This window comes from Nocardiopsis synnemataformans (genome assembly GCF_965343085.1).
Lineage (GTDB): Bacteria > Actinomycetota > Actinomycetes > Streptosporangiales > Streptosporangiaceae > Nocardiopsis > Nocardiopsis alborubida.
This window is the reverse complement of the sequence record NZ_CBDRFA010000008.1, coordinates 127,328-154,302: the sequence shown is the minus strand read 5'-3', so window position 1 is coordinate 154,302 and position 26,975 is coordinate 127,328. Positions and strand designations below refer to the sequence as shown.

At 70.8% G+C, this 26,975-nt stretch carries 35 protein-coding genes; 8 read left to right on the top strand and 27 right to left on the bottom strand.

All coding sequences use genetic code 11. The annotated features are described in order from the left end of the window. Positions 1-249: 249 nt before the first annotated feature. The 3 genes from ACSIH6_RS06800 to ACSIH6_RS06790 are packed head-to-tail and all read left to right on the top strand — an operon-like array spanning position 250 to position 1,980. Positions 250-525, top strand: a complete 276-nt coding sequence (locus tag ACSIH6_RS06800; RefSeq protein ID WP_435107370.1) for a hypothetical protein — start codon at positions 250-252, stop codon at positions 523-525. Further along, complete coding sequence (locus tag ACSIH6_RS06795; RefSeq protein ID WP_435107369.1) at positions 522-725, top strand: hypothetical protein; 204 nt, start codon at positions 522-524, stop codon at positions 723-725. Before ACSIH6_RS06800 ends, ACSIH6_RS06795 begins: the two co-directional genes overlap by 4 nt. After that, the gene (locus ACSIH6_RS06790; protein ID WP_435107368.1) at positions 718-1,980 is read left to right on the top strand and encodes a helix-turn-helix domain-containing protein; all 1,263 of its coding nucleotides are present in this window, start codon (positions 718-720) and stop codon (positions 1,978-1,980) included. The genes ACSIH6_RS06795 and ACSIH6_RS06790 overlap by 8 nt, the downstream gene beginning before the upstream one ends. A gap of 36 nt (positions 1,981-2,016) precedes the next feature. Here ACSIH6_RS06790 and ACSIH6_RS06785 read toward each other — a convergent pair whose 3' ends face one another. Both ACSIH6_RS06785 and ACSIH6_RS06780 read right to left on the bottom strand, forming a co-directional pair. Further along, a complete protein-coding gene (locus ACSIH6_RS06785; RefSeq protein WP_435107367.1) occupies positions 2,017-2,601 on the bottom strand; it encodes an HD domain-containing protein in 585 nt (194 codons plus the stop codon). 11 nt (positions 2,602-2,612) lie between these two features. After that, positions 2,613-3,758 (bottom strand): helix-turn-helix domain-containing protein, encoded by a 1,146-nt coding sequence (locus tag ACSIH6_RS06780; protein ID WP_435107366.1) that lies wholly within the window; start codon positions 3,756-3,758, stop codon positions 2,613-2,615. Between the two features lie 283 nt (positions 3,759-4,041). Here ACSIH6_RS06780 and ACSIH6_RS06775 point away from each other — a divergent pair, with 283 nt between their 5' ends. From ACSIH6_RS06775 to ACSIH6_RS06765, 3 genes are read left to right on the top strand one after another with little or no spacing between them, the layout of a single operon-like run. Beyond that, positions 4,042-4,356, top strand: a complete 315-nt coding sequence (locus ACSIH6_RS06775; RefSeq protein WP_435107365.1) for a hypothetical protein — start codon at positions 4,042-4,044, stop codon at positions 4,354-4,356. After that, complete coding sequence (locus ACSIH6_RS06770) at positions 4,347-4,544, top strand: hypothetical protein (protein ID WP_435107364.1); 198 nt, start codon at positions 4,347-4,349, stop codon at positions 4,542-4,544. Before ACSIH6_RS06775 ends, ACSIH6_RS06770 begins: the two co-directional genes overlap by 10 nt. Beyond that, positions 4,544-5,695: a protein-L-isoaspartate O-methyltransferase family protein gene (locus ACSIH6_RS06765; RefSeq protein ID WP_435107363.1), complete on the top strand. Its 1,152-nt coding sequence runs from the start codon at positions 4,544-4,546 to the stop codon at positions 5,693-5,695. Before ACSIH6_RS06770 ends, ACSIH6_RS06765 begins: the two co-directional genes overlap by 1 nt. A 189-nt stretch (positions 5,696-5,884) precedes the next feature. Here ACSIH6_RS06765 and ACSIH6_RS06760 read toward each other — a convergent pair whose 3' ends face one another. From ACSIH6_RS06760 to ACSIH6_RS06645, 24 genes are all read right to left on the bottom strand, one after another. Continuing rightward, the gene (locus tag ACSIH6_RS06760; RefSeq protein ID WP_435107362.1) at positions 5,885-6,148 is read right to left on the bottom strand and encodes a hypothetical protein; all 264 of its coding nucleotides are present in this window, start codon (positions 6,146-6,148) and stop codon (positions 5,885-5,887) included. A 3-nt stretch (positions 6,149-6,151) separates the two neighbouring features. Continuing rightward, complete coding sequence (locus ACSIH6_RS06755; RefSeq protein ID WP_435107361.1) at positions 6,152-7,000, bottom strand: peptidoglycan recognition protein family protein; 849 nt, start codon at positions 6,998-7,000, stop codon at positions 6,152-6,154. Positions 7,001-7,061: 61 nt separating this feature from the next. Next, positions 7,062-7,310, bottom strand: coding sequence for a hypothetical protein (locus ACSIH6_RS06750; RefSeq protein ID WP_435107360.1), 249 nt, complete (start codon positions 7,308-7,310; stop codon positions 7,062-7,064). Positions 7,311-7,360: 50 nt separating this feature from the next. Next, on the bottom strand, positions 7,361-7,843 hold the full coding sequence (locus ACSIH6_RS06745) for a hypothetical protein (RefSeq protein ID WP_435107359.1): 483 nt from the start codon (positions 7,841-7,843) through the stop codon (positions 7,361-7,363). A 19-nt stretch (positions 7,844-7,862) separates the two neighbouring features. Further along, positions 7,863-11,549 carry a hypothetical protein gene (locus ACSIH6_RS06740; RefSeq protein WP_435107358.1) on the bottom strand — a complete coding sequence of 1,229 codons (3,687 nt, stop codon included), beginning with the start codon at positions 11,547-11,549 and terminating at the stop codon, positions 7,863-7,865. Positions 11,550-11,564: 15 nt separating this feature from the next. Beyond that, a complete protein-coding gene (locus ACSIH6_RS06735) occupies positions 11,565-11,945 on the bottom strand; it encodes a phage tail fiber protein (protein WP_435107357.1) in 381 nt (126 codons plus the stop codon). Positions 11,946-11,969: 24 nt separating this feature from the next. Then, complete coding sequence (locus ACSIH6_RS06730; RefSeq protein WP_435107356.1) at positions 11,970-14,216, bottom strand: phage tail protein; 2,247 nt, start codon at positions 14,214-14,216, stop codon at positions 11,970-11,972. 27 nt (positions 14,217-14,243) lie between these two features. Continuing rightward, positions 14,244-14,576: a phage tail assembly protein T gene (locus ACSIH6_RS06725; protein WP_435107355.1), complete on the bottom strand. Its 333-nt coding sequence runs from the start codon at positions 14,574-14,576 to the stop codon at positions 14,244-14,246. Then, positions 14,573-14,971 (bottom strand): hypothetical protein, encoded by a 399-nt coding sequence (locus tag ACSIH6_RS06720; protein ID WP_435107354.1) that lies wholly within the window; start codon positions 14,969-14,971, stop codon positions 14,573-14,575. Before ACSIH6_RS06720 ends, ACSIH6_RS06725 begins: the two co-directional genes overlap by 4 nt. Positions 14,972-14,993: 22 nt before the next feature. Beyond that, the gene (locus tag ACSIH6_RS06715; RefSeq protein WP_435107353.1) at positions 14,994-15,410 is read right to left on the bottom strand and encodes a phage tail tube protein; all 417 of its coding nucleotides are present in this window, start codon (positions 15,408-15,410) and stop codon (positions 14,994-14,996) included. Between the two features lie 4 nt (positions 15,411-15,414). After that, entirely contained in the window at positions 15,415-15,816 is a 402-nt protein-coding gene (locus ACSIH6_RS06710; protein ID WP_435107352.1) for a DUF3168 domain-containing protein, read from the bottom strand. Then, positions 15,816-16,190 carry an HK97-gp10 family putative phage morphogenesis protein gene (locus ACSIH6_RS06705; RefSeq protein ID WP_435107351.1) on the bottom strand — a complete coding sequence of 125 codons (375 nt, stop codon included), beginning with the start codon at positions 16,188-16,190 and terminating at the stop codon, positions 15,816-15,818. Before ACSIH6_RS06705 ends, ACSIH6_RS06710 begins: the two co-directional genes overlap by 1 nt. Further along, positions 16,190-16,534 (bottom strand): head-tail adaptor protein, encoded by a 345-nt coding sequence (locus tag ACSIH6_RS06700; protein ID WP_435107350.1) that lies wholly within the window; start codon positions 16,532-16,534, stop codon positions 16,190-16,192. The genes ACSIH6_RS06705 and ACSIH6_RS06700 overlap by 1 nt, the downstream gene beginning before the upstream one ends. Beyond that, a complete protein-coding gene (locus ACSIH6_RS06695) occupies positions 16,531-17,124 on the bottom strand; it encodes a hypothetical protein (RefSeq protein ID WP_435107349.1) in 594 nt (197 codons plus the stop codon). The genes ACSIH6_RS06700 and ACSIH6_RS06695 overlap by 4 nt, the downstream gene beginning before the upstream one ends. A 2-nt stretch (positions 17,125-17,126) precedes the next feature. Beyond that, entirely contained in the window at positions 17,127-17,411 is a 285-nt protein-coding gene (locus tag ACSIH6_RS06690; RefSeq protein WP_435107348.1) for a hypothetical protein, read from the bottom strand. 5 nt (positions 17,412-17,416) lie between these two features. Next, positions 17,417-18,283 carry a phage major capsid protein gene (locus tag ACSIH6_RS06685; RefSeq protein WP_435107347.1) on the bottom strand — a complete coding sequence of 289 codons (867 nt, stop codon included), beginning with the start codon at positions 18,281-18,283 and terminating at the stop codon, positions 17,417-17,419. An 18-nt stretch (positions 18,284-18,301) separates the two neighbouring features. After that, positions 18,302-19,054, bottom strand: coding sequence for a hypothetical protein (locus tag ACSIH6_RS06680; protein ID WP_435107346.1), 753 nt, complete (start codon positions 19,052-19,054; stop codon positions 18,302-18,304). Between the two features lie 149 nt (positions 19,055-19,203). Further along, positions 19,204-19,422 carry a hypothetical protein gene (locus tag ACSIH6_RS06675; protein ID WP_435107345.1) on the bottom strand — a complete coding sequence of 73 codons (219 nt, stop codon included), beginning with the start codon at positions 19,420-19,422 and terminating at the stop codon, positions 19,204-19,206. Continuing rightward, entirely contained in the window at positions 19,422-20,984 is a 1,563-nt protein-coding gene (locus ACSIH6_RS06670) for a VG15 protein (RefSeq protein WP_435107344.1), read from the bottom strand. Before ACSIH6_RS06670 ends, ACSIH6_RS06675 begins: the two co-directional genes overlap by 1 nt. A 20-nt stretch (positions 20,985-21,004) precedes the next feature. Then, on the bottom strand, positions 21,005-22,465 hold the full coding sequence (locus tag ACSIH6_RS06665; protein WP_435107343.1) for a phage portal protein: 1,461 nt from the start codon (positions 22,463-22,465) through the stop codon (positions 21,005-21,007). A gap of 13 nt (positions 22,466-22,478) precedes the next feature. Continuing rightward, on the bottom strand, positions 22,479-24,113 hold the full coding sequence (locus tag ACSIH6_RS06660; RefSeq protein WP_435107342.1) for a hypothetical protein: 1,635 nt from the start codon (positions 24,111-24,113) through the stop codon (positions 22,479-22,481). Beyond that, positions 24,097-24,576: a phage terminase small subunit gene (locus ACSIH6_RS06655; RefSeq protein ID WP_435107341.1), complete on the bottom strand. Its 480-nt coding sequence runs from the start codon at positions 24,574-24,576 to the stop codon at positions 24,097-24,099. The genes ACSIH6_RS06660 and ACSIH6_RS06655 overlap by 17 nt, the downstream gene beginning before the upstream one ends. Positions 24,577-24,774: 198 nt before the next feature. Continuing rightward, entirely contained in the window at positions 24,775-25,146 is a 372-nt protein-coding gene (locus ACSIH6_RS06650) for an HNH endonuclease signature motif containing protein (protein WP_435107340.1), read from the bottom strand. 211 nt (positions 25,147-25,357) lie between these two features. Then, on the bottom strand, positions 25,358-25,627 hold the full coding sequence (locus ACSIH6_RS06645; protein WP_435107339.1) for a hypothetical protein: 270 nt from the start codon (positions 25,625-25,627) through the stop codon (positions 25,358-25,360). Between the two features lie 128 nt (positions 25,628-25,755). On the opposite strand from ACSIH6_RS06645, the gene ACSIH6_RS06640 reads away from it, so the two are divergent. Together ACSIH6_RS06640 and ACSIH6_RS06635 are read left to right on the top strand one after the other, a co-directional pair. After that, entirely contained in the window at positions 25,756-26,319 is a 564-nt protein-coding gene (locus tag ACSIH6_RS06640; protein WP_435107338.1) for a PH domain-containing protein, read from the top strand. Positions 26,320-26,362: 43 nt separating this feature from the next. Then, positions 26,363-26,545, top strand: coding sequence for a hypothetical protein (locus tag ACSIH6_RS06635; protein ID WP_435107337.1), 183 nt, complete (start codon positions 26,363-26,365; stop codon positions 26,543-26,545). 104 nt (positions 26,546-26,649) lie between these two features. On the opposite strand, the gene ACSIH6_RS06630 is transcribed toward ACSIH6_RS06635, so the two are convergent. Further along, complete coding sequence (locus ACSIH6_RS06630; RefSeq protein ID WP_435107336.1) at positions 26,650-26,943, bottom strand: hypothetical protein; 294 nt, start codon at positions 26,941-26,943, stop codon at positions 26,650-26,652. Positions 26,944-26,975 lie beyond the last annotated feature (32 nt).

Sequence of the window (26,975 nt, the reverse complement as noted above, 5' to 3'; positions counted from 1 at the left end):
TGGTGCACTCGGGAGGACTCGAACCCCCAACCTTCTGATCCGTAGTTGCGCGCCGGTAGGTCGCTGCGGGTCGCGGTAGTTTGCTGACCAGCATGTTTGGCCTATGGCGATCGGTCGCGAACCACCACGGTTTTTCGCCAGTAGCTACACCCGTTGCTACACCTGACCCTCAAAAATGAAGCGGCCCCGAGCGGTGTCCTACCACCGTTCAGGGCCTGGTCCACCACCTGCAACACCAGGAGAAGACCTATGTCCACCGTACCGCGCCCCGAGCGCCCCGCCGAGCTGACCGAGGCGGACGCCCTCCACGACCTCCTCGCCGCCGTCGCCGAAGCACTGACCGTCCCGCTGGACGCCTGCGCCACCGTCGCCGACCGGCACGTCCTGCTCGCCGAGCGCGCCACCGCCGCCCGCATCGCCGCCGCCGGGGAGACCGTGGCGTACACCGACCCGGGCGCGCGCGCCGCCTGGCTGCGGTCCTACGTCGCCGAGTACGCGCCGATCCCCACGGGCGGTGCCGAGTGAGCGCCACCAGCACCCCGCAGCCGCAGCCCACCGTCGCCCTGCTCGCCGACGTGTTCGCCGTCCTGGACGCGCACGGCTACGAGCGCGCCGCCGGGCGCACCCTCGGCGCCGCGCTCCCCCACCTCGGAGAGCTGCTCGCCGACCTCACCGCGACCTACGAGGGCCGCGTCCTGGCCGCCGGGGAGGTGCCCGGTGCCTGAGTCCACCGAGGCCGGAGAGATCATCGAGATCCGCCAGCGCCTGGAGCGGCAGGAGGCCATGGCCGCCGTCCGGTCCACCTACGGCCGTCGCCGCGCCGACCGCCGCGCCCGCGAGCGCCAGGCCGCCATCCGCCGCCGCGCCCTGCTCGCCGGGGAGGTGGCCGCCGCCCGCGCCGAGGTGTCCGGGTCCGGGGAAGCGCGCGCCGAGCAGGTCCGCACGACCCGCACGCTCGCCCTGTGCCTGCTGCTCCCCGTGATGGTGGCGTTCGGAGCGTGGAGCACGGCCGGGGTCCAGGCCGGGATGGTCGCCATGCTCGGCCTCGCCCCCGACTCCCCGGCCGCCGCGATGGCGTGGGCGGTGGAGCCCGCGCTCCTGGGCACCGTCGCCGGGATCATCGTCATCCGGGCCCGCCTCCAGTCCGCTGGCGGGGACCTGGACGAACGCGCCACCTACGTGGAGGTCGGCGCACTCACCATCTCGATCGGGCTGAACATGGCAGGGCACTGGCCCACGGAGCTGACCGGTTCGGCGGTCGCCGCGCTCGCCGGGCACGCCCTCGGCCCGATCGGAGCAGCCGGGGCCGCGTACATGATCGCGGTCGTCCAGGACGGCGTGGCCGCCGCGGACCCGTGGAAGCTCGCCGACGGCACCCGCGCCCCGTCCATCCGCGATGGTGCCCCCGCCGCCGAGGACCAGGAGCACGAGCACGAGCAGGCTGCTCCGGCCGCGCGGTGGGAGCACCGGCCGGACGGGCGTCGCGAGCGCATCGGCGGGGAGCGGATCACAGGGTGGGTGCTCGCCGAGGGCCGCCGCCTGCACCCGGTGGAGTGCGCGTCCCGTGCGCGTGCTCGCGCCGAGATGCTCGCCGAAGGGGCGCGCGCGGTCGCGGAGCTGGAGGACTGGCGGGCCCGCGAGCACGCCGCGTCCACGCGCACCCGGATGCGCTCCGAAGCGCTCGCCGCCGCCGCTGGCGGTGCCCCGCGAGCACTTCCCGCGGGCGAGCACACCGCGTCCGACCTGCGATCTGCTCGCCGCGAGCAGGTCACCGCGCGCGTGGACGCTCCCTCGGGGAAGCGCGCGTTGCCTGCCTCTGAGGCACGCAAGCGGCAGGGCGCGGGGACACGGGACCGGGTTCGCGAGCACACCGAGCAGCACCCCGCACACACTGCCGAGCAGATCGCCGAGCGCATCGGAGTGCACGTGACGACGGTGCGCCGCCACCTCAAGGTGATCCGCGAGGAACAGAGCGGCTGAACGCACTGGCCCCACCCTCGGGTGGGGCCTTCTGCGTTACCTCGCGGGCTTGGAGTCCCGAGCCTCGTGCATCCACGCCAGCGGGGGCCGCTCCAGCGCGAGCTTGGCCAGTCGCTGCGCACTGTCGGTCTTCAGCGCTGCCAGGGATGTGTCGATCCACGCCTGGGTGTCGGTGCCCTGTTCCCGGTACTCCACCGCCTGGAGGAGGCACTCCAGCTTGTCGGCGTCCTTCGCGCACACCGCCTCGGCCGTCTCCCGCTCCTCATACTCGGCTTCAGCACCGCCGATCAGCCGCGCCAGCCCCTCCGGCATGCCCGCGGTCTGGTCGGCGGTCACCTCGGCGTTGGACGCGGCCTTGAGGTAGCGCTTCCCGATGTAGGGGATATCCGTCAGCCTGGTCTCCTGCGTGTCGTGGAACAGAGCCAGGAACGCAGCCCGCTGCGGATCCGCGCCTTCCAGTTCCGCGATGACCGCAGCCACGACGGCGGTCCGGTGCGAGTGGTCCGCGATCGACTCCGGCGCGGGCACACCGGCCACCACCCACCCGGTGCGCTTGTACCGCTTCAGCAGCCCCACCTCGTACAGGTAGTCCAGTGCCCGCACGTCCTGCTCGTCACCCATCGGGGCCCTCTCTAGCGTCGGTGGATCATCCGTAGAGCGTAGAGGACCTCTTCGAGTTCGCGGCGTGACTGCGGAGAGATCACAGTCGAGTCGAGGATCTGCGACACGGACCCGACCAGTTCCCCGGCAGCCCGGGTGTCCAACAGGGATGGCTTGCGGATGATGAGCGCCCACAGGGTGTGGCACACGACGTCGACGTAGGGGTTGATCGGGGTGAGGCGCTTGGTGAGGTGCTTGAGCAGCCGGTCGCCGTGCCAAGAGTCCAGGTCCAGCTCGACCATGAACGTGTCCGCCAGCTGCGGATCGCTGATCTCGCCGAGCCAGTACGCCCAGTAGTTCAGGTTCGCGATCTCGCAGGCGTCCGTGCTGATGTGCACGTCGATGAACTCCGGCAGGGCGCCGGTGTCCCCGGTGCGAGCGAGCGAGTGCGCGCCTGAGCGCACGACCGCCCACGATGGCGTCCACTCCACCCGGTTGCCGAGACGGCGTTGTTCGGCGTGCTGCATGACCGCGAGCCACTCCACCGTTTCCGAGGACTCGTCGAACCCCGCCACGTAGTGTGCCTGCCTGCGCAACAGGGCACCCTCAACGGACTCGTGTGCGGCCTGCTCCGCGGCGGCCTGGAGGTGGTCCACCATGTGGCGGCGCTCGTCCGCAGCCAGATCGGGGCCCGCACCCGATGGGCCCCGGCGGCGTAGGGGGGACGCCTCGCGCAGCTCGTTCGGGGTTGTCCCGGTGAACGGCCACGCCACCAACTCCGTGAACGGCCTCGTGATCACCCAGGTGGCCAACGGGTGGTTGTCCAGGTCGATGGGACCGTCGCTGCTGAGCACGTATCCGATGAACCGGTCTGCCTCCAGGCCGGTGTCCAGCTGGGAGAGGAGACGAGGGGTAGCGCCGAGCCGGTGCAGCAGGTGGCGGAGCCGCAGGTACGACCCGGCGGGGACCGCCATGAGCGGGCGCCGCCCAGACTCCCACCCCTGGAGCGTGGACACGTCCACCCGAGTGCGCTCCGCGAGTTGCTCCTGAGTGAGGCCGACAGCCTGCCGAATCGTCTTGAGGACGTACCCCGAGACGCGTCCTTCACGGTCGCTGTCGACGCGCGGGGTCGAACTCTGACTGCCAGTCAGGGTTGCGGAGCGGCGCTGCTGTGCCATGGGGGTCTCCGGGGGGTGACTCGTACCGACGGTCAGTTCTGCGCTGGTGACGTGGTCCGTAGCGTCGTATCCACGATAGACGGAGGGGAGTCACCGTGGGGAAGACGCCACAACAACCTGGTCGGAGTCGGCTCCAGGTGGCCGAACGCATCCGCTGGCAGCGTCCGCGTCGCGCTCACCGGGTGAGGACCTACGCCCCCGGCGGGGGGCGCCACCACCGACCCGGACCTGACGTCCTGTACCGCGTGCTCGCCGGACTTCAGGAGCTGGAGGCGACCGCCGCATGATGCCCCCGCACTGCACCGAGAAGGCCCTGGACCGCAACGGCCATCGCCGCTACTGCGTGCTGGAGGCCGGGCACGAGGGCGACCACATGGACCGCTACGGCCGTACATGGGAACCGCCCGGCGTCACGCTTGCCCGCCTCCAGCGGCGGTGGGGGCACACCCACCGGGTCGCCTGGACCGGCGAGACCTGGCTGGCCACCGCCCACGACCCGAGCGCCCCGTGGCGATCCGAGACCGAGCGCACGCCCGAGCAGCTGGAGGAGAGCCTCCAGCGCCACAACCCCCAAGGAGTGAACGCATCATGGTCATGACTCGTACCCGGGCCATGGGGCCGACTGTCCCCGCACCGCGACCGGCCACCCCGCTGCCCACCGCCGCCATGTGCCCCATGTGCTCCGGGCAGGGCGGCAGCTACGAGACCAGCGACGGCCAGACCCCGGGCAAGAACATCCAGCGCTGGGTGCCCTGCACCGGCTGCAAGGGGACGGGGAAGGTCTGATGGGGCACACCACCGGCATGGACTACGCCCCTCTCGCTCAGGCCCTCGCCGCCCGACTCCGCGACGGCGGCACCCCCGACCACATCGCGGCCCTGTTCGCCAGGGTGCCTCGCCACCGGTTCCTGCCCGACGTGTACTGGACCCAGGACCGCACCTGGGTCGACCGCGCCGAGGACCCCGGCACGTGGCTGCGCACCGCCTACACCGACCAGGCCCTCACCACACAGAGGGACGACGGCCGCGACGGCGGCATGGGCGTCCCTTCCTCCTCGTCCTCCGCGCCGACCGTGATGGCCCGGATGCTCGCCGCCGCCCGCATCGAGCCGGACCAGCGGGTACTGGAGGTGGGCACGGGCACAGGGTGGAACGCCGCCCTGCTCGCGGAGCTGCTCGGCTCTCGCAACGTCGCCTCGATCGAGATCGACGAGGGCCTGGCCGACACCGCGCGCGGCTCCCTGTACGCCGCCGGGTACACGCCGGACGTCGTGGTCGGCGACGGTGAGCACGTCGAGACCCGATACCCGGCCTACCACCGGATCATCGCCACGTGCACCGTGTCCGCTGTGCCGTGGCGATGGCTGGAGCAGCTACGGGGGCGGGGCCGAATCGTCACCCCGTGGTCGCCGACCCCGGGTGCGCCAGGCGGGGTGCTCGCCGTCCTGGACACAGTGACCTCCACCCACGCGGAAGGGCGCTTCGAGGGGTCGCTGTCCTTCATGTGGGCGCGTGGCCAGCGGTGGCCCGGCCAGCCCGCACCCGACCCGGACGCGCGCGCCGAGCACACCGAGACCGTGACCGGCGACCCGCGTGAACCGTGGTTGGACGGCGAACGCGCCCTGCTGCTGTCCCTGCTCCGGCCCGAGTGGACCTTTGGCATGCGCATGGAACCCGGCGCCGAGCAGCCCTATGTGTGGCTCGCCAGCACCCGGTGCGAGTCGTGGGCGCGGCTGCACGCGGACGGCCGCGTCGAGCAGGGCGGACGGAGGCTTCTGGTAGAGGAGTCCCGTATGGCGTGGCGGTGGTGGGAGAACCACGGACGCCCCAGTGTGGACCGCTTCGGGCTGACTGTAGACCGCGATGCCGGACGCCAGACGGTATGGCTGGACGGCCCGCAGCACGCCCTGTGGAACACGTACCGGCAGACCACCTAGACCCCCGCGCGGCCGGATGTGCATGACCCCGACCGGCCGCGCGGGCTCCAGGCGGCCACCCGAGCGTAGGGGAAGCGCACGGTGGCCAGCGGGACCGCAGAGGGGGAGAACACGACTGCGGCCCCGCACACGAAAAGGACGCCCCGCCCCTCCCAGTTCGGGAGAGGCGGGGCGTTCGCGTGCGGGGAACTACGTGGTGCGGGGCTGACGGCCCTCCCACCGCCGGAGCAGGTAGGCCAGCAGCGGGGCACCCACGCCCTGGACCAGGGCACCGATGGTCACGGCCTCCCCGGTGGACAGGGTGTCGACCATGCCCGTCGCGACCACGAGCAGGACCACGGCCGCGGTGCCGCTGATCGTGGTCTGGCCCAAGGTGCGCAGGCCGCGCAGGAGCGCGTCGCGTCGGGTCTCAGCTCGGGTGCCCGGGGCCGGGGTAGGAGCGGCGTGCGTCATGGGTCAGGCCCCCTTCAGCTTCACGGTGCCGGTGATGGTGGCCGTCGAAGGCAGGGCCCCGCCGCCCGAGGACACGCCCTCCAGCATCCGCTTCACGATCGCCGCCTCCACCTGATCGCAGGCGTCCGGCGTCATGCCGTCGCCCCAGCCCGCCTTGGCCGCGCTGCCGACGTAGGCGCGGGCCAGACGCACCGCCTCGGCGGTCTTGGGCCCGTAGTCGCTGTCGATGGTGCCGACCACGCCGCCGAATCCGGCGCGCTTGACCTTGAGCTGGAGGAGCTTCACGCGCTCTCCTGAGTCGCCCTTCTTGAGTCCCAGCATGTCGTTGACCTCCGTAATTGCCCCGGGGGGCTGTTCGAATGTGCCGTCGCGGACGAGGCCATACGCCCGGTCGCCGGGGCACGAGGTGGGGACAAAGTCGCGGTGGCCGAGGACCGTTCCGGCGATCGACGTCTCCGGTTCCATCAGCCACTGGCGCAGCTCGCGCACCGCGTTGATCTGCTCCGGCGTGATGATGTCGGTGGGTCCGGTGGCCAGGGTGCACGAGTAGTGGGAGGTGTTGCCGCCTGGCTGCGCGGCCTGGGTCTTGTACAGCCCCCGGCCTTCGAGGACGTAGCCGTGGCTACACGCCATCCAGCTGTAGCCGATGCACACCCACCCGCGACTGGGCCCCATGTGGAAGCGGCGGGTGCGCTTCCAGTAGGCGATGCATTCGCTGTGCGGCTTGCTGGCCAGGTTCTGATTCGCCGAGTCGTAGTGGATGACGAGGCCGGACCTGGGATTCGCGCGGGTGGCCGGGCAGGTGGGCCAGCCGAGATCGGCCCGGCTGACGTACTTGGGTGGTCGGGGCAAGGTGGTGCCTCCAGACATGACGAAGGGCCCGCCGAACAGCGGGCCCGGGGTGTGGTTTAGGTCAGGGGATGAGGGAGGACAGCGACGTGTCGCCACCCGCGATAGCCAGCAACGCCAGACCGACCGCGGCCCCGATGCCCCATCGCCACTTTTCGAGCGCCCTGAGCCGGTTCTCGTAGTCGGTGTGCGCCTCGTCGTGGTCGTGCTCGCGCTCCTCCGCGCGCTTCTCCTGCGTCTCCATGCGTTCGACCAGGCGGCGCACATCGCCCTGCGTGGTCATGGCGACGGCGTAGATGTCTCGTGCTGTCACGACTCCGGTGAAAGGGTCCGGGGGCAGGGGCATGGGCGAGTTGTCCGGGCTCACTCGTCCACCTCGTACCGGCCGGACAGCATCAGCAGGTCGCCGTCCCCCCAGGGATGCCCGTCATGCCCCACAGGGGGAACGGAGCTCGCGTCGTTGCCCAGGCCGGACGTGGACCCGTTCGCGACCCTCACAAGCCCGGTGGAGTACAGAAGCACTCCGAACCCGTACCGGTGGTTGTCGATCTGGATCACGCACTGCCCCACCGCACCGAGGTTGGACCCGGCGCCCCAGCTCTTCGGCGGGATGGGCAGGCCGAAGTCGTAGGGGCCGTTGCCGAAGTTGGTGGTGGAACCGGCGACGATGCGGAGCATGAAGTCCACCGTGTTCCCCACCCTCATGTACCGGCCGATGAGCTGGCCATTACCTACAGACGGGTTGGCGGTGGAGGCGGTCCAGGACGGGGTGTAGTCCTGCCACACCCCCTGTCCGGCACGGAGCCTCTCGGCGGTGATCCTCTGCCCGGCGAGCCAGTCGGCCACGGGCGATCACCTCCTTCCTCTACAGGGCCACGGTCGCGGCTTGGGCCAGGCGCACGCCCGTGCCCGCGCTGTGGCTCTTGACGATGTTGTTGACGGAGCGCTCGCAGATCAATGACTGGGGGAAGCCGGTGGATCCGTCGCCGACGACCTGGGTAACCCGGGCGATTTCGCCGCCCACGACCACGTCGAACGGGCAGTCCGCCGGGTCCGTGGTCCACGGCGGGCCCGTGGTGGTGGACACCGGCAGGTGCGTCTCCTCCTGGCCAACGTCGAACGCGAGCACGCTCCCGCTGGTGTCGGCGCGGTCCGGGCCGTCCGGATCCACCACGGCCGGGGAGTCCTCCGCGATCTCGCCCACCGTCCACGCCGAGGCCGGTGTGCAGGTGAGCGTCAGCTCCCACACGAAGGCGCCGATCCGCTCCTCGTAGCCCTGCACGATCAGGTCCAGATCGCTCGCCTGGGTCCAGTGCGGCGGGTGGAGGATGCGGATCCGGTCCCCGGCGTCCAGTCCGAGAATGGCCGGGATGTGCTCCCTCATGCGGGGATTGGCCAAGTTGACCCTGATGGACGGCCAGCGCAGTTCGTCTACCGTGCCGAGGTGGAGCCGCCACCCCGCCTGATCGGCGAGCTGGGAGTCCGACGCCAGCGACAGGGTCACGGACTCGTCATACCTGCCGACCGTGGCCACGCCCAGGGGCCCGTCCTCGTCCACCACGTGGAAGCTGGACCCGTGGTCGCGCTTGGTCTCGATGTCGTTGCGGAGCTGCTGGTCGTCGTCCACCGGCTCGACCGGGTCCGAGATGTGCCCCGACCGGTAGTCCAGCGTGATGACCGGCTCGCGGTTGTACAGGTCCTTGCGGGCCCGGTACAGCAGACCCAGCGAGTCCCGGGGTTCGCCCGGCACGCCCAGGTCCGCGTCCATCGCAGCCCCGACCCCGTCCAGGAAAGTCCCTTCGGGCTCCGGCCCCAGCGCCGTGTCGGCGTCCCCGACGACCAGAACCGGCACCTGCTCGCCCACCGAGAGACGGGAGAGCCGGTCCGCGGCCGCCTCCCCGGCGTACCCGGGCGCGGCGAAGAAGTACGCCGTGGCCAGATCCGACCCCCACGCGGTGATGTGCCCGACCGCGAGGTCCCCCAGCTCGGTGCCGAAGGTCGTGTCGATGTGCGCCAGCGCTCCCGCCCGGCGGCCCGGGGACGCGGTAGTGCCCCACCCGCGGTCGTCCAGGTCGAAGAACCGCAAGTCGATGCGCTGGGTTGTTCCGTCCAGCCATGCCCGCAGACGCACCCGCGCCCACGCGCCGATCATCCTCGGCACGGGCGCGTCCATGTACTCGGACGTGCCGTGCAGGAGGACGTCGTCCTGGTCATAGATGTGCAGCACCATGACCGGTCGCCCGTCCGTGTACTGCCTGGTGCTCGCCCTCACCCGCATGGTGGAGGTGTAGACGGTCAGAAACTCCTGGTAATCGGTGGACTCGGTGGCCTCCTCCAGGCGCAGCATCATGTTGACCTCCCACGCCCCGCTGTCGCGGGAGGGGATGGAGGCGGAGCGGATGCGTGCACCGGCCAGCACCTTGGGCAGCGGGCCGGACGAGATCAGGGTGTCCACCTCCGCGTAGGACACCCCCGTGGTGGCCAGCGCCCCCATATTCCCGGTGATCTCAGCGGCCTGGGTGGACTGGGAACCGTCCTCCATGGGCCAGTACGCCAGCGGCCTATACCCAGGGATGCCCCGCCGAAGCGAGCTGGCGAGCGGCTTAGCGCCCTGCCCCAGCCGCCGACCGATCCCCGCCGCCTGGATCGGCACCCACACATCGGAGTCGGACAGGTCCCACCGGGGCGGCCAGCTGCTGATCTCGCCGACGAAACGCACCCCCGTGTCCTCGAGGGCCGGGGTGCGGACACGGACGTTGCGGTAGGACGCTGTGGTCGGCAGCTCCGTGCGGTCGGCGGACGGGGTGAGCCGCGCGTGCAGAGTCATCAGCCCGGCGGTGGCGTGGTCGGCCAGGTACCCCTGGACCAGCCACGTCGACGGCTCGGGGGTGCCTGCGGGCCAGACCTTCATCTTCAGCTCAGGGCCGACCGCGAGGCAGCGCACCGACAGCCACTCCCCGGCGGCGTAGGCCACACCGGGGGCGGCCGCGGCCACGGGGGTGAGCTGTGTGTAGGTGGAGCCCACCGAGTGGCCGATGTCCGCGCCCACGTAGCAGCGGCCGTCCGGCGCTCCCGAGAAAGCTCGGACGGAGACGCCCATGCGGATGGCGTGGGTCTGCCCACCGGAGACGAAGCGTCTCACGTCCGCGGAGATGTAGGCGGCGCTGCGGAGCGATCCTTCCGGCAGGTGGTCCAGGGAGATGTCCCAGGTCGCGTCGAAGTCTGCGGGCAGGATGCTGCTGGTGGTCATACCGACGACGCTGTCGAGCGTGTCCATGCGCAGCCGACCGGCCCCGGCGGACACCGATACCTGGGCGGCGGTGCCGGAGGTCTGCGTCCAGGCCTGGCCGGTGTCGGTGCTGCCCCACCCGCCGGTGACAGTGCGGTCGAAGGCGTCGGACATCAGGGTGACGCCGGGGTCGGGCAGGTCGGCGGCCCGCACCCTGATGGGCGTGTTGCGGCCGATGCGCCCGTAGTACGGCGACATGGGGTTGCGCGGGCTGTAGCGGCCGTGGCGGTTGTTCAGGACCAGCGACAGCGACGACGGGTCCGCGCGCGCCTCATCCGCCCGACCCCGGCGGATGAGCAGGTCGTCGGAGACGCGCACATCCCCGGTGACGGGCACCCACTCGCCGTCGATACCCAGCTCGACGGTGAGGCGCGGGGGAAAGGTGGGCGGCCGCGCCGAGGCGATCTCCACGGGCGGGGCCGCCAGCGGCAACGTCACCCCCACCGGGACGAGGGCGTTGCGCCCCACCCCGGCCGAGCCCGCCTCCACGCCCAGGGCCCCGGCAGCGGACACGGTGGTGTGCCGGGTGAGCGTCACCGATCCGGCCAGCGCCAGCGCCCCCTCGGCGGCGATCGTGTCAGGGCCCAGGTCCGCAGCCACGGCCGCCGACCCCGCCAGCGGCAGGAGCCCCTCGGCGGACAGCTGGTGGTAGGTCGGCCACGGGCCCAGCCACTCGCCCTCGCCGATCCGGATCTGATCGACGTAGGGGGTAGTGGCTCCGCTGTCCCCAGCGCCCTGCGTATAGATGCCAGTGACGGTCCCACCATCGCGGCCGTGACTGTAGACGTAGTCCGGCTCCCCGGTGGAGTGCGGATCAGTCCAGTAGAACCGGTACTCCGACCGGGAGGCGATGGTGGAGATCTCGATCCGCACCCACCGGTCGAACACCGCATCGCGGACCGCATCAGGTACGGGGTGGGCGTCACCGATGTAGGACTGCGACGCGGTGGCCAGGTAGAACTCGACCACTACGTTCACGTCGCGGACGCGGAACCATCCGCCTTCGGGAAGGTACAGGTAGAAGCTGAGCGAGTACTCGTTGGACGTCGGGTAGTGCAGCCACACGTCGCCGTGCGGCGACCCGGTGTCGGTGCCCAGGCGCAGGGACGACCGCCCCATGACGGCCTGGTCGCCGTACCTGACGGCGTTCGCGGGGGCGTTGTTGCGGATCCCCGCAATCGGGTCGCCGTAGGCCGCGCTGTTGGCGACCGTGACGCTCTGCCCCGGCGTGCCGTCGAAGCTGTTGGCCCAGACCACGGCCATCGCAGTGCCCCCTTCCTACTCGGAGCTGATGGACGCGGCCAGGACCCCGGCCGCCATGTCCAGGCTCAGCGGCTCCACGGTGGCCGTGCCAGGGCTGGGGAACGGCTGCGGGGTCGCGGCCGCGATGCCGCCCAGCCACGCCCCGGCCGAGGACCACAGGCCCACGTGGGTGACCTCGCCGGAACCGAGGCCGGGCACGTCGAACACCAAGGCGTCCGTCGCCCGGATGGCCCCGTCAGCAGGGGGCTGCCACGCCACCGGCTGCCGGGCATAGGTGCCGCCCGTCACCTCCGACGCCCCGGTGGTGCCCGGGTCGGCGATGTGCAGGGACACCTCCACAGCGGTGGTCGCGGCGGCCGACAGCATGGGGTGATACAGAGCAGTCGTGAAGGCCATCGGTGGGCCCTCCTTTCTGGTGGTCTATCGGGTTCCGAATGCGAGCTGGACGTCGCCGCGGCCCTCGGTGCGGACCATCTTGCGCATGAGCTTCTTCCACTCTTCGTTGGCGCCGGTGACGTCCAAGACGACACGGTCTTCCCGGCCGCCGGTGTGGCGCACCGAGGCGCTGACGTTGGACGGGATCTCGCGGGTGACGCCCTGGAGGGTGGAGCGCAGACCAGGCAGGCTCTTCTCGATGCCGCGGTTCAGGCCGGTCATGATCCCCTCACCGGCGGGTTCGAGGAGCTTGAGGTCCACCGACATCGGACCCTTCCAGTCCGGGATCATCCCGGTGATCTCGGAGAACTTGCTGCGCAGCGACCCGATCATGCCGGTGACGCCGTTGATCAGGCCCTGAATGATGCTGCGCCCAGCGCTGAGCAGGAGCGACCCGAGGTTGCCCAGGGCCGACTTGATCCGCCCCGGGATGCCCCGCACGAAGCTGATCAGCCCGGCGACGGTGGCCACGACCCGCCGGTGCATGCCCGTCACAGCGTTGACCACGAAGTTCTTCGCGGCGTTGAACCCGTTGGACAGGAACGTTTTGACCTTGTTGACGCCGGTCGACAGGAACGCCACCAGGCCGTTCCACAGCGCGGACACCTTGGCCTTGATCCACTGCCAGGCTGCGGCCGTGAACGCCTTGATCTGGTCCCAGTGGGAGATGATGATGCCCACCGGGTGGTAGGTCATGAACAGGCCAACGATCCAGTTCCACGCGGTACTGATCGCGTTCTTGATCCACTCCCACGCGGCGACCAGCCCGGCCAGGATCGAGTCCCACACCCCGGACAGCCACGCCATCACCGAGTTCCACGCGGACACGGTGACCTGCTTGACCCACTCCCACGCGATCGTGATCGCCGCGACGATCTCGTCCCAGTAGATGATCACGAGCGCGACCAGAGCGATGATCGCGGCGATGATCCACCCGATCGGGCCCATGCCGAGAATCCACCCGGCGAGCATCTTGCCGCCCATGATCAGGGCCTTGGTGCCGAGACCGCCCAGGACCTTGCCGAGCTTGCCCAACGGTCCGCTGGCGGCCTTGACCATGGACACCGTCGAGCCGACGATGCCGGACAGCCCGGCGAGCTTGCCCGCGACGGGGCCCAGCACCATGGACCACGCCAGGAACGACGTGACGGTGGACTGCACCGGCCCCGGCAGGCTGGTGAAAACAGACGCGATCGTGCCGATCACCCCGGCCACCCCGGGCAGAATCGCCAGCAGATCACTGGCGACCTGGTTCAGCATGGAGAAGATCTGACCCAGCTGCTCCTGGCCCTGGGCGCTGTTCGCCCACGCGGCCCACTGGCCGGTCAGCTGCTCGATGGTGTCCAGCAGACCCGCGCCGGAGGCGGACGCGCCGCCGAAGATCCCGCCGAGGAAGGACCCGACGTTCGCGGCGATGGACCCGAGCTGGGCCAGGGTGTCACCGGCGGTGGTGACGATCTGGGACAGGCGGGCCGCCCCCTGCTCGGAGGTCATGAACGCCGCCGCGCTCGACAGCGCCCCGGCCGCCCACTCGTTGAAGCGGGTGATCAGCGGCAGACCGGCCACGCCGAGCTGGGCCAGGACGGTCAGCAGCGGGCCGACCACCCCGGAGAAGGACTCGGTGGCCTTGGCGGTGCCGTCGAAGATGGCGGCGAGCTGGCCCTGGAACAAGGGGGTGGCCATGGTCCGCATCGCCTCGGACCCGAGGCTGTTGAGGGCGGATGCGACGGCGGTCATGCCCGTGCGCAGGGTCGGCATGGCGCCGGTCGCCAGCGCCGACAGCTCCTCGCCCAGGCCGCCGAACAGCTTCTGCTGGACGGCCTGCTGGATCGGCGCGAACTGCTGGCGCACCCCAGCGAAGGACCGAACGAAGTCCTGCGCCGCCGGGGCCAGCCCGGCCAGGGACTCCTCCAGCTCCGCAGCCGTACCGCCGGTAGCGGCCATCGCGTCGCCCACACCGGACAATCCGGCGGCGAGCGTGGCCACCCCGGCCCCGGCTAACAGCGCGGCGGCAGGGACCGCGAGCAAGGCCCCGGACGCGGGCCCCGCGGCGGCGGCCAGCGAGGTGAGCGCGGACACGGCGGTGGCGATCGCCGTCATCTTGCCGATGTCGCCCATGCGGTCGAACCGGCGGATGAGGTTGTCCAGGCCGCGCACGGCCTTCTTGACGCCCTTGTCGAACCGCTTCCCGTCCAACCCCAGCTTGACCAGGAGGGACGCAACGGTGGCCACGTGGGATCACCCCCCACCTGGCTTGCGCTACTCGGTCTGCTCGGTGCCGCCCAGGCCCGCATTGGCCGCGCGGATCGCCGCCCACATGTCGTCCTCGGACTGGTAGTTGTCCCAGACGGGCAGCAGCTTCTCGGGGTCGATGGCCTTCGACCCCTTCTTGCGGTTGGTGTTGTAGATCGCAGCGGAGATGATCGCCGCGTGGATGTCGCCGCGGCGGGCGCCGAGCGGTCCGGCCCGGCGCTCGTAGGCCATCCACTCGGTCAGCTCACGCGAGCTGGTGCGGGCCAGCATCTCCGCGACGGTCATGCCCAGGTGCGCGGCCAGGCGGAAGTAGAACTCCCTCTCTGGCCGCGCCCTCATTCCCCCAGCAGCTCGTCAACGTCCTCGTCGGTGAGACCGGACAGCTTCTGGCACGCCTCGAACACACGGTTCAGAGCGGCGGCGTTCTTCTTGCCCAGGGCGGCGATGTCCGCGCCGGAGTTGCTGAACACCTGGTTGCCCTTGGCGTCCACGATGGAGCGGGCCACGAACTTCGCGCGGACGTTGTCGAGCTTGAGCTTCTTGCCGTTGCCCGCCACGTCGGCCTCGAACCGGTCCCGCTCGGTGCCGGTCAAGCTGCGGATGCGCACCTTGCCGTTCCACTCGGGGACCGGGACGACGTCGTACAGGCGGTCGTCGGCGGTCAGGATGGCGTCGCGCCCGAGGAACTCTTCGGCCTCGGTCGCCTCGGTGGTGTTCTCGCTGGTGGTGCTCACGTCGGTGTGTCCTCGTCTCGTGTCAGGGGGCGGGGGTGATGGTGGGTTCGCCGGAGACCTGCCAGGTCAGGGTCGCGGTCATCTGCCCATCCACGGGCATCTCCCGCTCGAAACCGGTCAGGACCGCGCTGAAGGCCCAAACCTCTCCGGCCGGGGACTCCATCTCGTAGTTGATGGGGTCGGGGGTGCGGTAGTCCTGGCGCAGGGTGTCGTGGTCGGCGGGGTCGTAGTTGACCTCCACCGACACCTCGCCCTCATCGACCAGGCCTCCGATGAACTCGCGGCTGTTGCCGGGGGTGTCGTGGGTGGTGACGTCGTAGGCTTCCCGCTCGCTGTTGGGTCCACCGAAGGTGGTGACGTTCGCGATGGGGGTGAACACCTCGGGGTCGGCGCCGTCGCCGCGACGCAGCTCGGTGCCCTTCCCGTCGATACCAGCCATGTCCTCATGTCTCCTTGCTGAGCCAGACCCGGTACCGGACCGGGCAGTGTCGGATGTCGGGGTCCGGATCGCGGAGCATCCGGTGGTGCTCTCGGAAGATCGAGATCACGTGGAAGCCCGCGACCGCCAGGGGCTGCCGGTCGAGCAGCCGGTCCACATGGGCGAGGATGCGGGCCGCCTCGGCGTAGCCGCGGTACTTCGACCAGATGTGCAGGATGAAGCCGACGTCCAGGCCCTGGGCGTCGTGGGTGTCCATGGGCTCCTCGATGACCTCGCCCACCGTGATGTGCGGGTACGGGGCCGGTTCGGGGGCCTCGTCGTACACGCCGCACATGGCGGTCAGGTCCGGGTCTGCGACCAGGCGCTGATAGATGGCCTGCTGGAGCGGCCACGCTGCGACCGCCATCAGCCGGGCATCCGTTTCTCGATGCCCTCCTTCACCCAGCCCGGCACCTTGCGGTTGGCCGTGCGGGCGTTGGGATACATGAAGGGCTGGGCCTCCATCTTGGACGTGCCGAACTCCACGAACTGGCCGTAGTACTCGTCTGCGGACCACACGCCCACCTGGCCGTCCGCCGTCGACCCCTTGCCCTTGACGCGCTTCTCCAGGGCCGCGCCCAGGTCACCCTCGCGGATGGGCACGTCGGCGATCGCACCCTGGTACATGTCCTCGGCCCACTTCTCGGCGACCTCTTCCTGGACGTCGTGCATGTCCCTGGTCAGCTTCGTGAGCGCGCGGCGCGCGAGACGGGCGCCGACGACCTTGACGTTGAACCCCATCAGCCACCTCCTCCTTGGGCTTGGCGGGATGTGCAGTCGGCCCGCAGGTAGGTGCCGGACACGCTGGGCTCGAAGACCGCCACCACGTCCAGGACCAGACCGGGCTGGCGGAGCTGGTCGCCACGTTGCACGTCCGCCCCCGAGCGGAAGTAGGCGACGTGGGTCAGGCGGGCGCCGTCCTGGTCCCCGGCCTCACGCTGGGACGCGGACGGCTGGGACAGGCGAGCCCGCTGGGTGGCGACCTCGGTCCACGTCTCGACCTGGCCGCCCCCGCCGTCGTCGGCGAGCGCCACCCGCCACACGGCCACGGACGTGTTGAGCAGATGCCCAGTGCCCCGCCTCATCGGGCCCTCACCAGACCGGCCCCACCGCCGAAGCGGGCGGCCAGCTTGCGGGTGAGACGCTCCGACAGCTCCAGCTCGGTGATCTGCCCATCGCCGCCGTAGGTCACCGAGTAGTCCCCGATGCGCTCCTGGCGGATGTCGGCGGCGGCCAGCCCAGCGCCGTCCGCCTCGGACCGGTACGCGAGCAGCGTCGTCGCGGCGATGCGGCACACCAACATGACGATGTCGGCAGGCACCTCCGGCAGGCCGTGGGTGTAGGTCACCGTCACCTCGGACGGGGCGCCGGGGTGTGCCCACCCGCCCGACCGCCACAGCGCGCCGGAGGTCAGCCGGTAGTCGGTGACCTCCTCGCCGTCCAGCAGCACGGCGGCCACGGACGTGACGGGCGGGGCAGGAAGGTGGAGGCGCCGCCCCCGCTCGCCCTCCAGGGCGATGGTGGACGTGATCTGGGAGATGGGCGCCCCGGCCGCGTCCCGGATCGCCGCCGAGGCGGCGGCCAGGTACGCGGTCAGCAGGGGCGTCTCCTGCTCGGTCACGACCAGGCCCAGGTTGGCGGCGTCGGCGACGGTCGCCAGCGGAGGCAGCGGCACGGCTACTCCTCTTCGGCGGCCAGGGCGATCAGGTCCGCCTTGGTCAGGTCCGCGGCCTCGGCCTCGGACAGATCGGTGGTCCGGGCGATGTAGGCCACCCAGACCTCCTTGGCCGCGGACTGGGCCGGGCGCTCGGCTCCGGTCTCCGTCTCCGGTGCGGCCTTCGGCTCGGGGCGCTCGACCTGGACGAGCATGCGGTTGGCCAGCTGGGTGGCCACCCACGGCACGGCCGGGTCCACGGTGAACCGCGCTCCGGCCGTGCCCTCAACGGTGATCAGTTCAGCCACGGCGGTCAGCTCCCGAAGGTGACGGTCGCGACGGCGATGCCCTCGGGGCGGAACAGCTTCGCGCCGAACACGTGCAGGCCACGGACGATGTCGGCGAACCGCGACGGAGAGCGCAGCGCCTCGGTCTCGGTGATCTGCTCGGCGACGCTGATCGCGTCGGGGATCCCCGCCTGGACCACGCGCTGCCCGGCCGCAGGCGACGGGGCGTTGTTGGTCTTGAGGATGTCGAACCCGGCGGCCCGGCCCACGATGCCGTTGCGCAGCCCCTCGCTGGTGCCCGAGGCGTCCACCCGCACGAACCGGTCGTCCAGCAGCAGCTTGCCGTGGAACTCCGGGGGCGCGGTCACGTACCGGCCCATGGTGGGGCAGCCCGCCTTGTCCAGCGCCACGGCCAAGTTGATCAGGACCTGGTAGGCGTCGGCGCCGGTGGCGATGTCGATCGGGGTCACGCCGGTGCCCGGGTCGGGGGTCAGGTTGTTGGCCGCGGCCACTCCGGTGTAGAGCCCGGCCACGTACCGGTCCAGCCCGTCCGACATCTTGTACCCGGCCCGCTGGGTCGCCGGGGACTGGAAGTCGCCGGCGGCCTGGACGCGGTCCACGTCGTTGACGCGGAAGCTGAAGTACTGGCCCTGGTCGACCACCAGCGAGATCTGGTCATCGTCCAGGTCCTCGGTGGTCAGGTCCGTGGTCTTGTCGTAGGGGCGCACGGTGGGGTCGGCGATCGAGGTGACGTGCACGGTGTCGCCCTGCTCGCGGATCTGGCCCTCGTACTGGCGGTTGGACACGGTGCCCTGGGCGTAGACCAGGGTGTCCTCGAACGGGACCTGAACGGCCGCGCTCCAGAGTTCGGGGATGAAGTTGGTGATAGCCATCCGGCTGCTCTCCTCGGGTTAGTTCTGCAAGAGGTTCTTCAAGCGCCCGTCCTGGTGCGCCTTGAGCCGCGCGGCGGGCGACATCTTCGCCAGCTCCTCGCGGCTGCTGATCTGCTTGGGTCGGCTCCCCGTGCGGGCGCCACCGTCGCCGGTGCCCTGGAACCTCTTCGCCGGTGCGGCAGCCAGGTAGGGCTTGCGGTTGATCAGGTCGGTGATCGCGTCGGCGATCTCGTCGTTGTCGACGTCGCCGTTCTCGTCGACCTCGAACTGGTCCAGGTCGAGGAAGCGGAGCGCGTCCTTGGGGTCGGCCAGCTTCCCGGCCGCGACCGCGCGCACCTCCGCGCGCAGCAGCCGGGTGTTGGCCTTGGCCGTTGCGGCCTGCTCGGCCTGACGCCGGATCGTGTCGGGGTCGTCGGCCTTGCCGTCACCGTTGCGGAGCTTGTCCAGCTCGGCCTCCAGTTCGCGGCGGCGCTTGGCCTCGGCGCGACGGCGGGCCTTCTCCGCGGCCAGGGCCTTCTCGCCCTTGGGGCCGAGTGGCGTGTCCTCGTCGTCGGCGTCCTGGTCCTCGTCGGCACCGGCGCCCGGGGCGTCCTCGTCGGCGTCGGTGTCCTCGGCCGGGGCGTCCTCGTCGCCGGTGTCCTTCTCGTCCTGGTCCTCGTCGTCGGGGGCGCCGCCCAGCACGGGCCACACGGGGCGGCCACCGATGACTCCGAGCGCGGTCAGGCCGGTGGAGGGGTGGACGGGCAGGTCGGTGTCGAGCGGTTGGGCCATGGTGTTCTCTCCCGTTGCGGGTGCAGGGGCCCGCGTTGCACGAGCCGGGCATGAAAAAACCCGCCACGGGGGCGGGTCGTCTGTGGGGGTGGGGCATGTGTAAGCCCCGCACCGGAACCGGTACGGGGCTGGCAGGAAAAGCGGAGGCGCTACTCGCGGTTCAGCGAGGCGATGAAGTCGTCGATCTCCGCGTCAGACGGCTCAGGGCGGGAGGGCCGGGGCAGACGCGCGCGAGCGGCGGCCAGGGCCTCCTCGTAGCCCTCATCGCCAGGGCTGAGGCGCCGCGCGGCGTCCCACTTGATGCCGTTCTCCGTCGTCCCGCCGATGGGGATCAGCACGGTGACGCCGTCGCTGGCCAGTCGTGCCATCAGGGACCTCCCATCTGCGTCTCGAAGTAGTCCCACAGTAGGCGGGCCACCTCGGTATTGCCAAGGCAGTTCTTGACCATCGTGTCCCACCCCAGGCACCAGGCCGCGAAGGACTCGGCCCACCACTCGTCGGGGGTGTCGTAGTACGGGTTGTAATTCGGGTCCTGGCGGAGCACACCGGTGGTGAGCTGGTGCAGGGTCTGCCACTGGCGGTCAAAGCTGAGGTCACCGTGGGCCTGGTCGGTAGCGTGCCCGAACTCGTGCAAAGCCACGCTCACGGACCCGGAGTCGCGGGAGGTACTGATCAGCAGACGCCGGGTGTCGGGAATCCACACCCCGGCCACGTCGTCCCATGTCGATCCTGGAGCCCATCCGCGCGGGGGCGTCTGGAGTGGTCCGCTCCCGGGCAGCTGGGTGAGCGGGGCCTGGCCGATGGAGATACCGCCCCCGGGGATCTGGCGCATGTAGGCCAAGGTGGTGGTGCGGATGTTCGCCGGTACGTGGTCCAGTTCCCAGGCGACCCGCCGGGCATCCCTGGATCCGTCCTCCTCGAAAAACTTCGGAGGCGCAGGTGCGGGGGCAGGTGGTTGCGGAGCCTGCTGGCGCGCACCGGAAGCGGACAGGTACCCGTGTTGGATGAGGGCGGCGATCGCGTCCTCACGCGAGTCGGCCTCGGCCAGGATCTGTTCCGGCATCAGCCGGGCGGTGGCCGCGCGGGCGTACCGGTCCCCGGCGGCGCGGGCGGTGCCAGCGGCGGCGGCCAGGCGGGATCCGGCGTAGCCGCGGCGAGTGGTGCCCTCGGTGGTGACCAGGCGACCGGCGGCGGTGGTCATGCCTCGGCGGGCGTTGACGACCTGGGCGATGTCGGCACCGGCGGCGATCGCAGCGACCGCAGCCGCGCCGAACCGGCGCAGCTGCTCGGCTGGGGACATCGCGTTGAACAGCTCCCGGGGGCTGAGCCACGGGGCGCCCTCGCCGGAGCGGATCGGCATGATCGCGCAGTCGCATCGGGGGTGGCGTTCGAACCCCTCTGAGTAGGGGTACTCCCGTCCGGCCAGCACGATGCACCGATCGCAGGCGGGCAGCTCCACCACGCGGGTGTAGGCCACGCCCCGGCGGGCGGTGATGCCGATCAGGTCCGCGACGCGGGCAGCGTCGTGCACCTGCGTACCCACGATCAGTTCCAGCATCGCCAGCCCGGCCGCCATGGCGTCGCCGACCGCGCGGCCGGTCGCCAGGTAGGACAGCACCGTGACCACGGGCCGTTCCAGCAGGGTCTCCAGCGGGCGCCCGTCCGAGGCCACCCCGGCCAGCGCGGTCGGGTTCAGGACCGCGTCGGGCTCCAGTCCGAGGACCTGCCGTAGGTACGGTTCGGACAGCCCCGCGGCAGACCGTTGGGCGGCCACAACCAGGGCCAGCACGCGGGGGAGGCGGTTCTGCCAGGAGGGGCGGATCTGGTCGGTGTCGACCTGGGCCCATTCCTGGCGGACGGCGCGGGCCGTGGTGGTCGCGATCCGGATCGAGTCCGCCCGGTGGTCCAAGGCGACAGCGGGAGCGGCCACGTCCACCTCCCCTCACACGGTCAGGGCAACGGCTCGACGTCCTCGGCGGGGGGCAGCGCAGCGGGCGCGGGGCCCCGACCCAGCTCGTCGGCCATCGCGGAGATCGGGTCCAGGTCCGCCTCGCGCTGCTTCATCAGCAGCACATCGGCGATCTCGGTCGGCGTCAGCCCGTACCGGGCGGCGATCCACTCGAACGGGAACCCGATCGCCTTCAGCTTCTGGAGCGCGTCCGCGAGCTGGGACTGGGAGCGCGACTCGGCGTCGGCCCACAGCAGCGTCCCGGCCGCGAGCGCCTTGGCCTTGCCGTCCTCGCCGCGGGCGAGCGCGATCAGCCGGAACACCTCGCGCAGCCCCTGCCCGAACCACATCTGCTTTTCCTCGGTGCGCTTGACCAGGCCGGTTTCCGCCGCGATCAGCGCGTCACCGGACAGGTTGGCCATGCGGCCGATCAGGTAGTGCTGGGGTGTGCGGGTCTGGGCGGCGATGTGCCCGACAGCCACCTCGATGACGCCGGTGAACGCGGTCAGGTCGGCGGCGGTCCACTCGCCGATCTTGGCCTCGTCGCCTTCGATCCACGCCACGCGGTCCTTGGTGAACCGGGCCAGGTCCACCGGCCGCTCACCGACCACCTGTCCCTTGTCGTCCAGGATCGGTGTCTTGGGCATCTCCGCGCCGAGGATCACCCGCTGCGGGAGGCTGGCGTAGTCGCTCGCGGTGAACAGGTGCGCCCACAGCAGGTTGATCGCGTCCTGCATCGCGACCGTGCCGGACACGTCCGACAGCGGATCGTCGGCGAGCATCGGCCGGTTCGGCAGCTCCACCAGGGGGACGACGCCCATCGGGTTGGGCTGCGGGTTCGGCTCCTCCTCGATGTCGCGGGGCTGCCACTCCAGCACCTCGTCCACCCCGGCCATGTTCACGCTCTTGACGTGACGCAGCAGCGGGCGCTTGAACTTCCACACCTCGTCGGGCAGGTACAGGGTGGCGTACTCCGAATAGCCGTCCTGCCAGCGCTTGAGCCCGGCCCGGCGACGGCGACGGCTGCCGGGCACGTAGGCCACCACGCACTCGCGGGCGTCCTCGAACGTGACCTCGGGAACCTCCTCGTCGTCGGGGTCGCCCCACACCAGCACGAAGCAGCGGCGGGCGATCCCCGCCCCGAGGAACCCGAGCTGGGCATCGGCGTCCAGGCCGTTGATCTGCCACACCCGCCACAGGTCCGGGTCGGCCCGTTCGGCCCCGGCCGCCTTGATGCCGATCGGTGTCAGCCGCTCCACCGGGGAGTCGGCCACGACCTGGGTCCAGTTGTCGGAGAAGCCGCGGTAGCGCTGGCCGAAGTACTCGCGGAACTCCGGCGACGCGAACCGCAGCGGCTGCTCGCCTCGGTAGACGGCGTTGAGCCGGTCCGCTTCTCCGGACCGGTTCATCAGCTCTGCCTCCAGCAGGGTGACGAGCTGGCGGGCCCGGTAGATGGAGACCACAGTCGACCTCCTCTCACGCGGTGTAGACGTAGGACTTCTTCTTCGCCACGGCCAGACCCGCAGCGATCACGTCGCCCAGGGCCTCGTGCGCGAGCACGGACGGGACCGCGGCGTCGATCTTCTGGGCCGGGCTGGCCTTGCGCAGCACGTACCTCTTCATGGGGCGGGCGGCCATCCGCGTGTTGGCGATGTGCGCCGCGGTGATCTCGCACCCGTCGTGCGAGAACGAGCTGCCCGCCTTGGTCACGTCGACCTTCAGGCGCTCGCACGCCTCGTGCATCGGCTTGACCCGGTTGGTGTGCCAGCGCTGGACACGCTTCTCGCCGTACCGGTCCACCCAGGCGTCGACCTCGGTCGTCCAGTACGGCGGGTCGGCGTAGAACCGGACCACGTCGTAGCGGCGGAAGATCTCATCCACCGCCGCGTCGACCTCCAGGCGCGGCACCTGCCCGCCGTAGTCCTCGGGGTTCCAGATGGACGGCTCCTTGTCCGGGCCCACGAGCGGCGTGAACTGGTGGCCGTCCATGGTCTCGGCGCGGATCGCCGTCCAGTCGTCGATGTCGGACCCGTCGAAGCCGAGCACGATCCGGGCGCCGTCGGCCACCACGCGCGGGGCGGCCCTCTTCGCCCAGGCCGCGGGGTCCAGCCACGACGCGGTACCGGCCACGGCCCGGTTGCCGAAGAAGCGCTCTGCCTGGGCGGGGTCGCGCTCCATCAGCTCCATGGCCTCGGCGTCGATGACGTCGTGGTCCACCCACGAGGAGTCGCCGTAGACGACCTGGTAGATCTTGCGGCGCTCGCGCTTGTTGCCGAACGACAGGGTCGCGGGCGGCTGCACGTAGTCGCGGTAGATGTCCTTGGCCTTGGCCTCATACGACCGTTGGGCCACCGAGTCCTCGGACGGATCCCAGGCGTTGGTGGTCTCCACCGCCCGGCCGCCCATGCCGGACAGGCCGCGCCGTTGGGTCTCGGCGACCTTGACCATCTTGTTCGTCGCGGTCCAGATGCCGGTCTCGTCCTGGGCCACGAACGTGACGCGCTGGCCCAGGCGGGACTGGGCGGAGCTGGTGACGGTGACGATCTGCCCGCCACCCGGCAGGCGGGTGAACTCCTCGCCGACCTTCGGGATCAGGTCGGCCAGCGGCCCGAGCTGGATCATGGGCTTGAGTGCCGAGTAGATGTTGTCGGTCTGGTCGTCGGAGAACGCCGTCACCTGGATGAGCGGGGTCGGCCACGGGATGCCCATCGCCTCGCCCGGCCTGTACTCGTACACCCACCCGCAGTCGCACCCGTGCCGGGAGCACCGGTACTTCTCCCCGCCCCGGGCGAACCCAGCAAACACCGCCGGGCCCACGCCTTCCAGGCAGATCTGGGACGCGGTCAGCGGACCCTTGCCCCACTTCTGCGGGCGGATCAGCAGGGAGCGCCGGTAGACGAACGCCGAGGCGGGGGCGTTCAGCGATGTGGCCACGTCCGCGTTGGGGCGCACCCGGTAGTGGTTGGCGTAGAACCACGTCATCTCGCCCGTGAGTAGGTACGGCTCTCCGGCGTGGAACTTGTCCGGGATGACGCAGTGCCGCTCGATCCAGTCGATCGCGACGAACAGGGTCGGCCAGGCGACGACCTTCGGCTCAGTCTCCGGTGCCATGGACGACCGTCAGCCGATCCCGGGCCGACGGGCGGGCGGGCACCTGGGGTGCGGTCGCCTCGGCGTCGTCGTCCTGGTCCTGCTCGGGGGTGGCGATCTTCCACCGGTTGCGGAGCATCCCCTGCACGGACAGGCCCAGCGAGTCCAGGTACTGGCGGACCACCTTCTGGAGTTCGACGGACGCCTTGGGCAGCTCGGCCTCGGCGAGCTTGCGCACGAACATCGCGACCTCGTACCGCTGGTCGAGCTTCTCCCACATGGCGGCCTGCGGGCGCGACCACAGGTCACACCACAGGTCCCACTCGCGGGGCTGCACGTCGATCAACGGCCAGTCCGGCGGTGCGCCGGTGCGCCCCTCGGCGGGCAGGGTCTGCCACCCGGAAGTGTCACTGGGTCGGTTGCGCCGAAGCGCGTCGGGATCCGGCGCCGGGCCGGACACGGTGCGGGCTCCTCCGCTGGGCATGGGCGGTCACCTCCTGCTGTCGCGTTGCGCGACATCGGCAGACGTCACGTTGCGTGACGTGAGGACCTTTTGAACCTGACCGACTTTTTTCAGCCCTCCCCGGCGTTCCCCGACCCTACCCCCCTGGGGGGTATACCCCCAGGTCAGAGCGTTGCGGGATGGCTGGAAACGTGTTTGTGCAGCTCAGCGGGCTTGTGGTCACATTCGGTAGTTCCAGCCGCCCGGTTCCTCGGCTGCGGTCACCTTCGAGTGGCACGGCTTCGTGAGCGCCTGGAGGTTGTCGGGGTCATGACCGCGAGGACCCAGCGGTCCGAGCCCATCGAGGTGGTGGACGTGCTCGGCGAGTGGACGCTGAAGTGGTGGGAGCGCGCTGTGTTCGTCGCACTCACACCATGGGTGGTCGTCCAGGTAGTCCTGCCTGGTGCGCTCCCATCGCCTGTCGTAGCCCTTGGAGCGTGCGCTGGGGCGCGCCCTGGCCCTGGCCTTGCGGCAGTCGGGGCAGGCTCCTTGCTGGGTGAGCCGGGGGCACCCGGGGGTGGGGCACACCTGGAGTGCGCGACGGCGGGCCATGGGTGCTCCCTAGTCCAGTTCCGCGGTGGTGGTGTACGTGGCCATGAACGCGCTCTCCTCCACAGCGATGAAGACGCCTTCGGGGGTGCGCATCACAAAGTCGCCCACGCGCGCGGTGTGTAGTCCGGGGCCGATACGGCGAACCTCGGGTTGGGAGGGGTCCGCGTCCCAGTGGAAGATGCCACCGGCCCAGTGGGCGACGTCCGCGGCGTTATCCGCGGTGACCTGGACGGCTTCGAAGGCTGGCGTCCGCTTGCGGCACCACATCGTCGCCGGGGCTGTTCTGCGCATGGTCACCTCCGTCCTGGTGGGTGCGGTAGGCGGCCAGGGCGTCAGCGTCGGCGATCATGCCGGTGTCGGCGCCGCATGGGCATGTGGTGCGGGACTGGCCGGTGGGGACGATGGTGACCCAGGCCTGGCCGTCGTCGTCCAGGGCGTGGCCGGTCTGGCGGAACTGGCGGGCGATGGACGGGGCGTGCACGGGCACCTCCTGACGTTCGTGGTGGGGTGTTGGTGTACACGGTGGCCTGTGCTGGCCATGTGGCCTGACGGTGCGCGGGGGCGTGCCACGATGGCGCCACACCCCGAATCCCTGAAGCGAGGTCCCTCATGGCTGACGTCCAGTTGCGCCCCGACATCCAGGCCGCGCGCGACCGCATGTCCTATCGGCTCGGGTCCAACCGCGAGATCAAGAAGCTCGCCGGGTACCTGTGGGACGGCGAGACCGTGACCCATCTGGCGGGCGGCGTGTACGGGCCCGGCACAGGTCTGGTGGCCCTCACCGACCGCAGGTTGATGTTCATCAAGGACGGGTGGACCAGCCAGACCACCGAGGACTTCCCGTTCGAGCGGATCTCGTCTATCCAGTGGTCGGCGGGGATGATGCTCGGGAAGATCACGGTCTTCGCCAGCGGCAACAAGGCCGTGATCGACCAGATGCAGAAGCCGGACGGCAAGGCGATGGTGGATGCGATCAACAGCATCATCTCGAAGGGCCCGGCGCACGCTCAGGCCGCGCCGGTGCAGCACGCCCAGGCGCCGATGCCCGCGGCCCACCCGGCCGCGCCGAGTGCTCCGGCCGCGCCCATGTCGTCCTTCGAGATGGTCAAGGAGCTGCGCAACCGCGGCGTGCTGACGCCGGAGGAGTTTGGGCAGATCGTGAACCGGCTGTAAGGGCTTTGTCTCGCTTGTTGCGTTTCCCTACTCGGAGGTGTGCATGTCTATCTACGGTGCGCTGATCACGGTCGGTGGTGCGGCTGCTGGCGGTGGGCTCGCAGCGTTGCTTTTCGGTCCGGAGTACCCGGGTGCGGGGTGGCTGATCGGGGGACTGCTGCTGATGGCCTTCACTGCCGTGCAGATTCCACCGAAGAAGACGGCGGACAAGCCCGCCGGGAAGTAGTAAGGCCCCGCCCCGCTCGACGCTGGCACCCCTCAGAGCAGCGGAGCAGGGGCGGGACGTTGGATCGCACGGCAGAGCGAACTCTGCCGTGCGGGTCGGTGGGGTTACACGCGGGCGTGGCCGCACGCGGTCCAGGTGAGCAGCTTCTCCAGGTCGCGGTCAGCGGGCGGGGCGAGGCGCGCGGCCAGGTCGACGGCCGCGCTCGCGTCGGCCTTGCTGGACTGAGGGACTCCGTCGACGCGGATGCACCACGTGTCGCCCATGGGCTCGACGCGCACGGCCGCCCCGGTGGCGGTGGTCCACTCGATGCCGGTAGCGAGTCCCACGATCGCCATGAGGCGGCGGGCGGACCGCATGGAGTCCTGCGCCTGCTGTGCGAGCTGGGCATTGGTGGCCAAGCGCACCCTCCAGGGCATGACGAAGGGCCCCG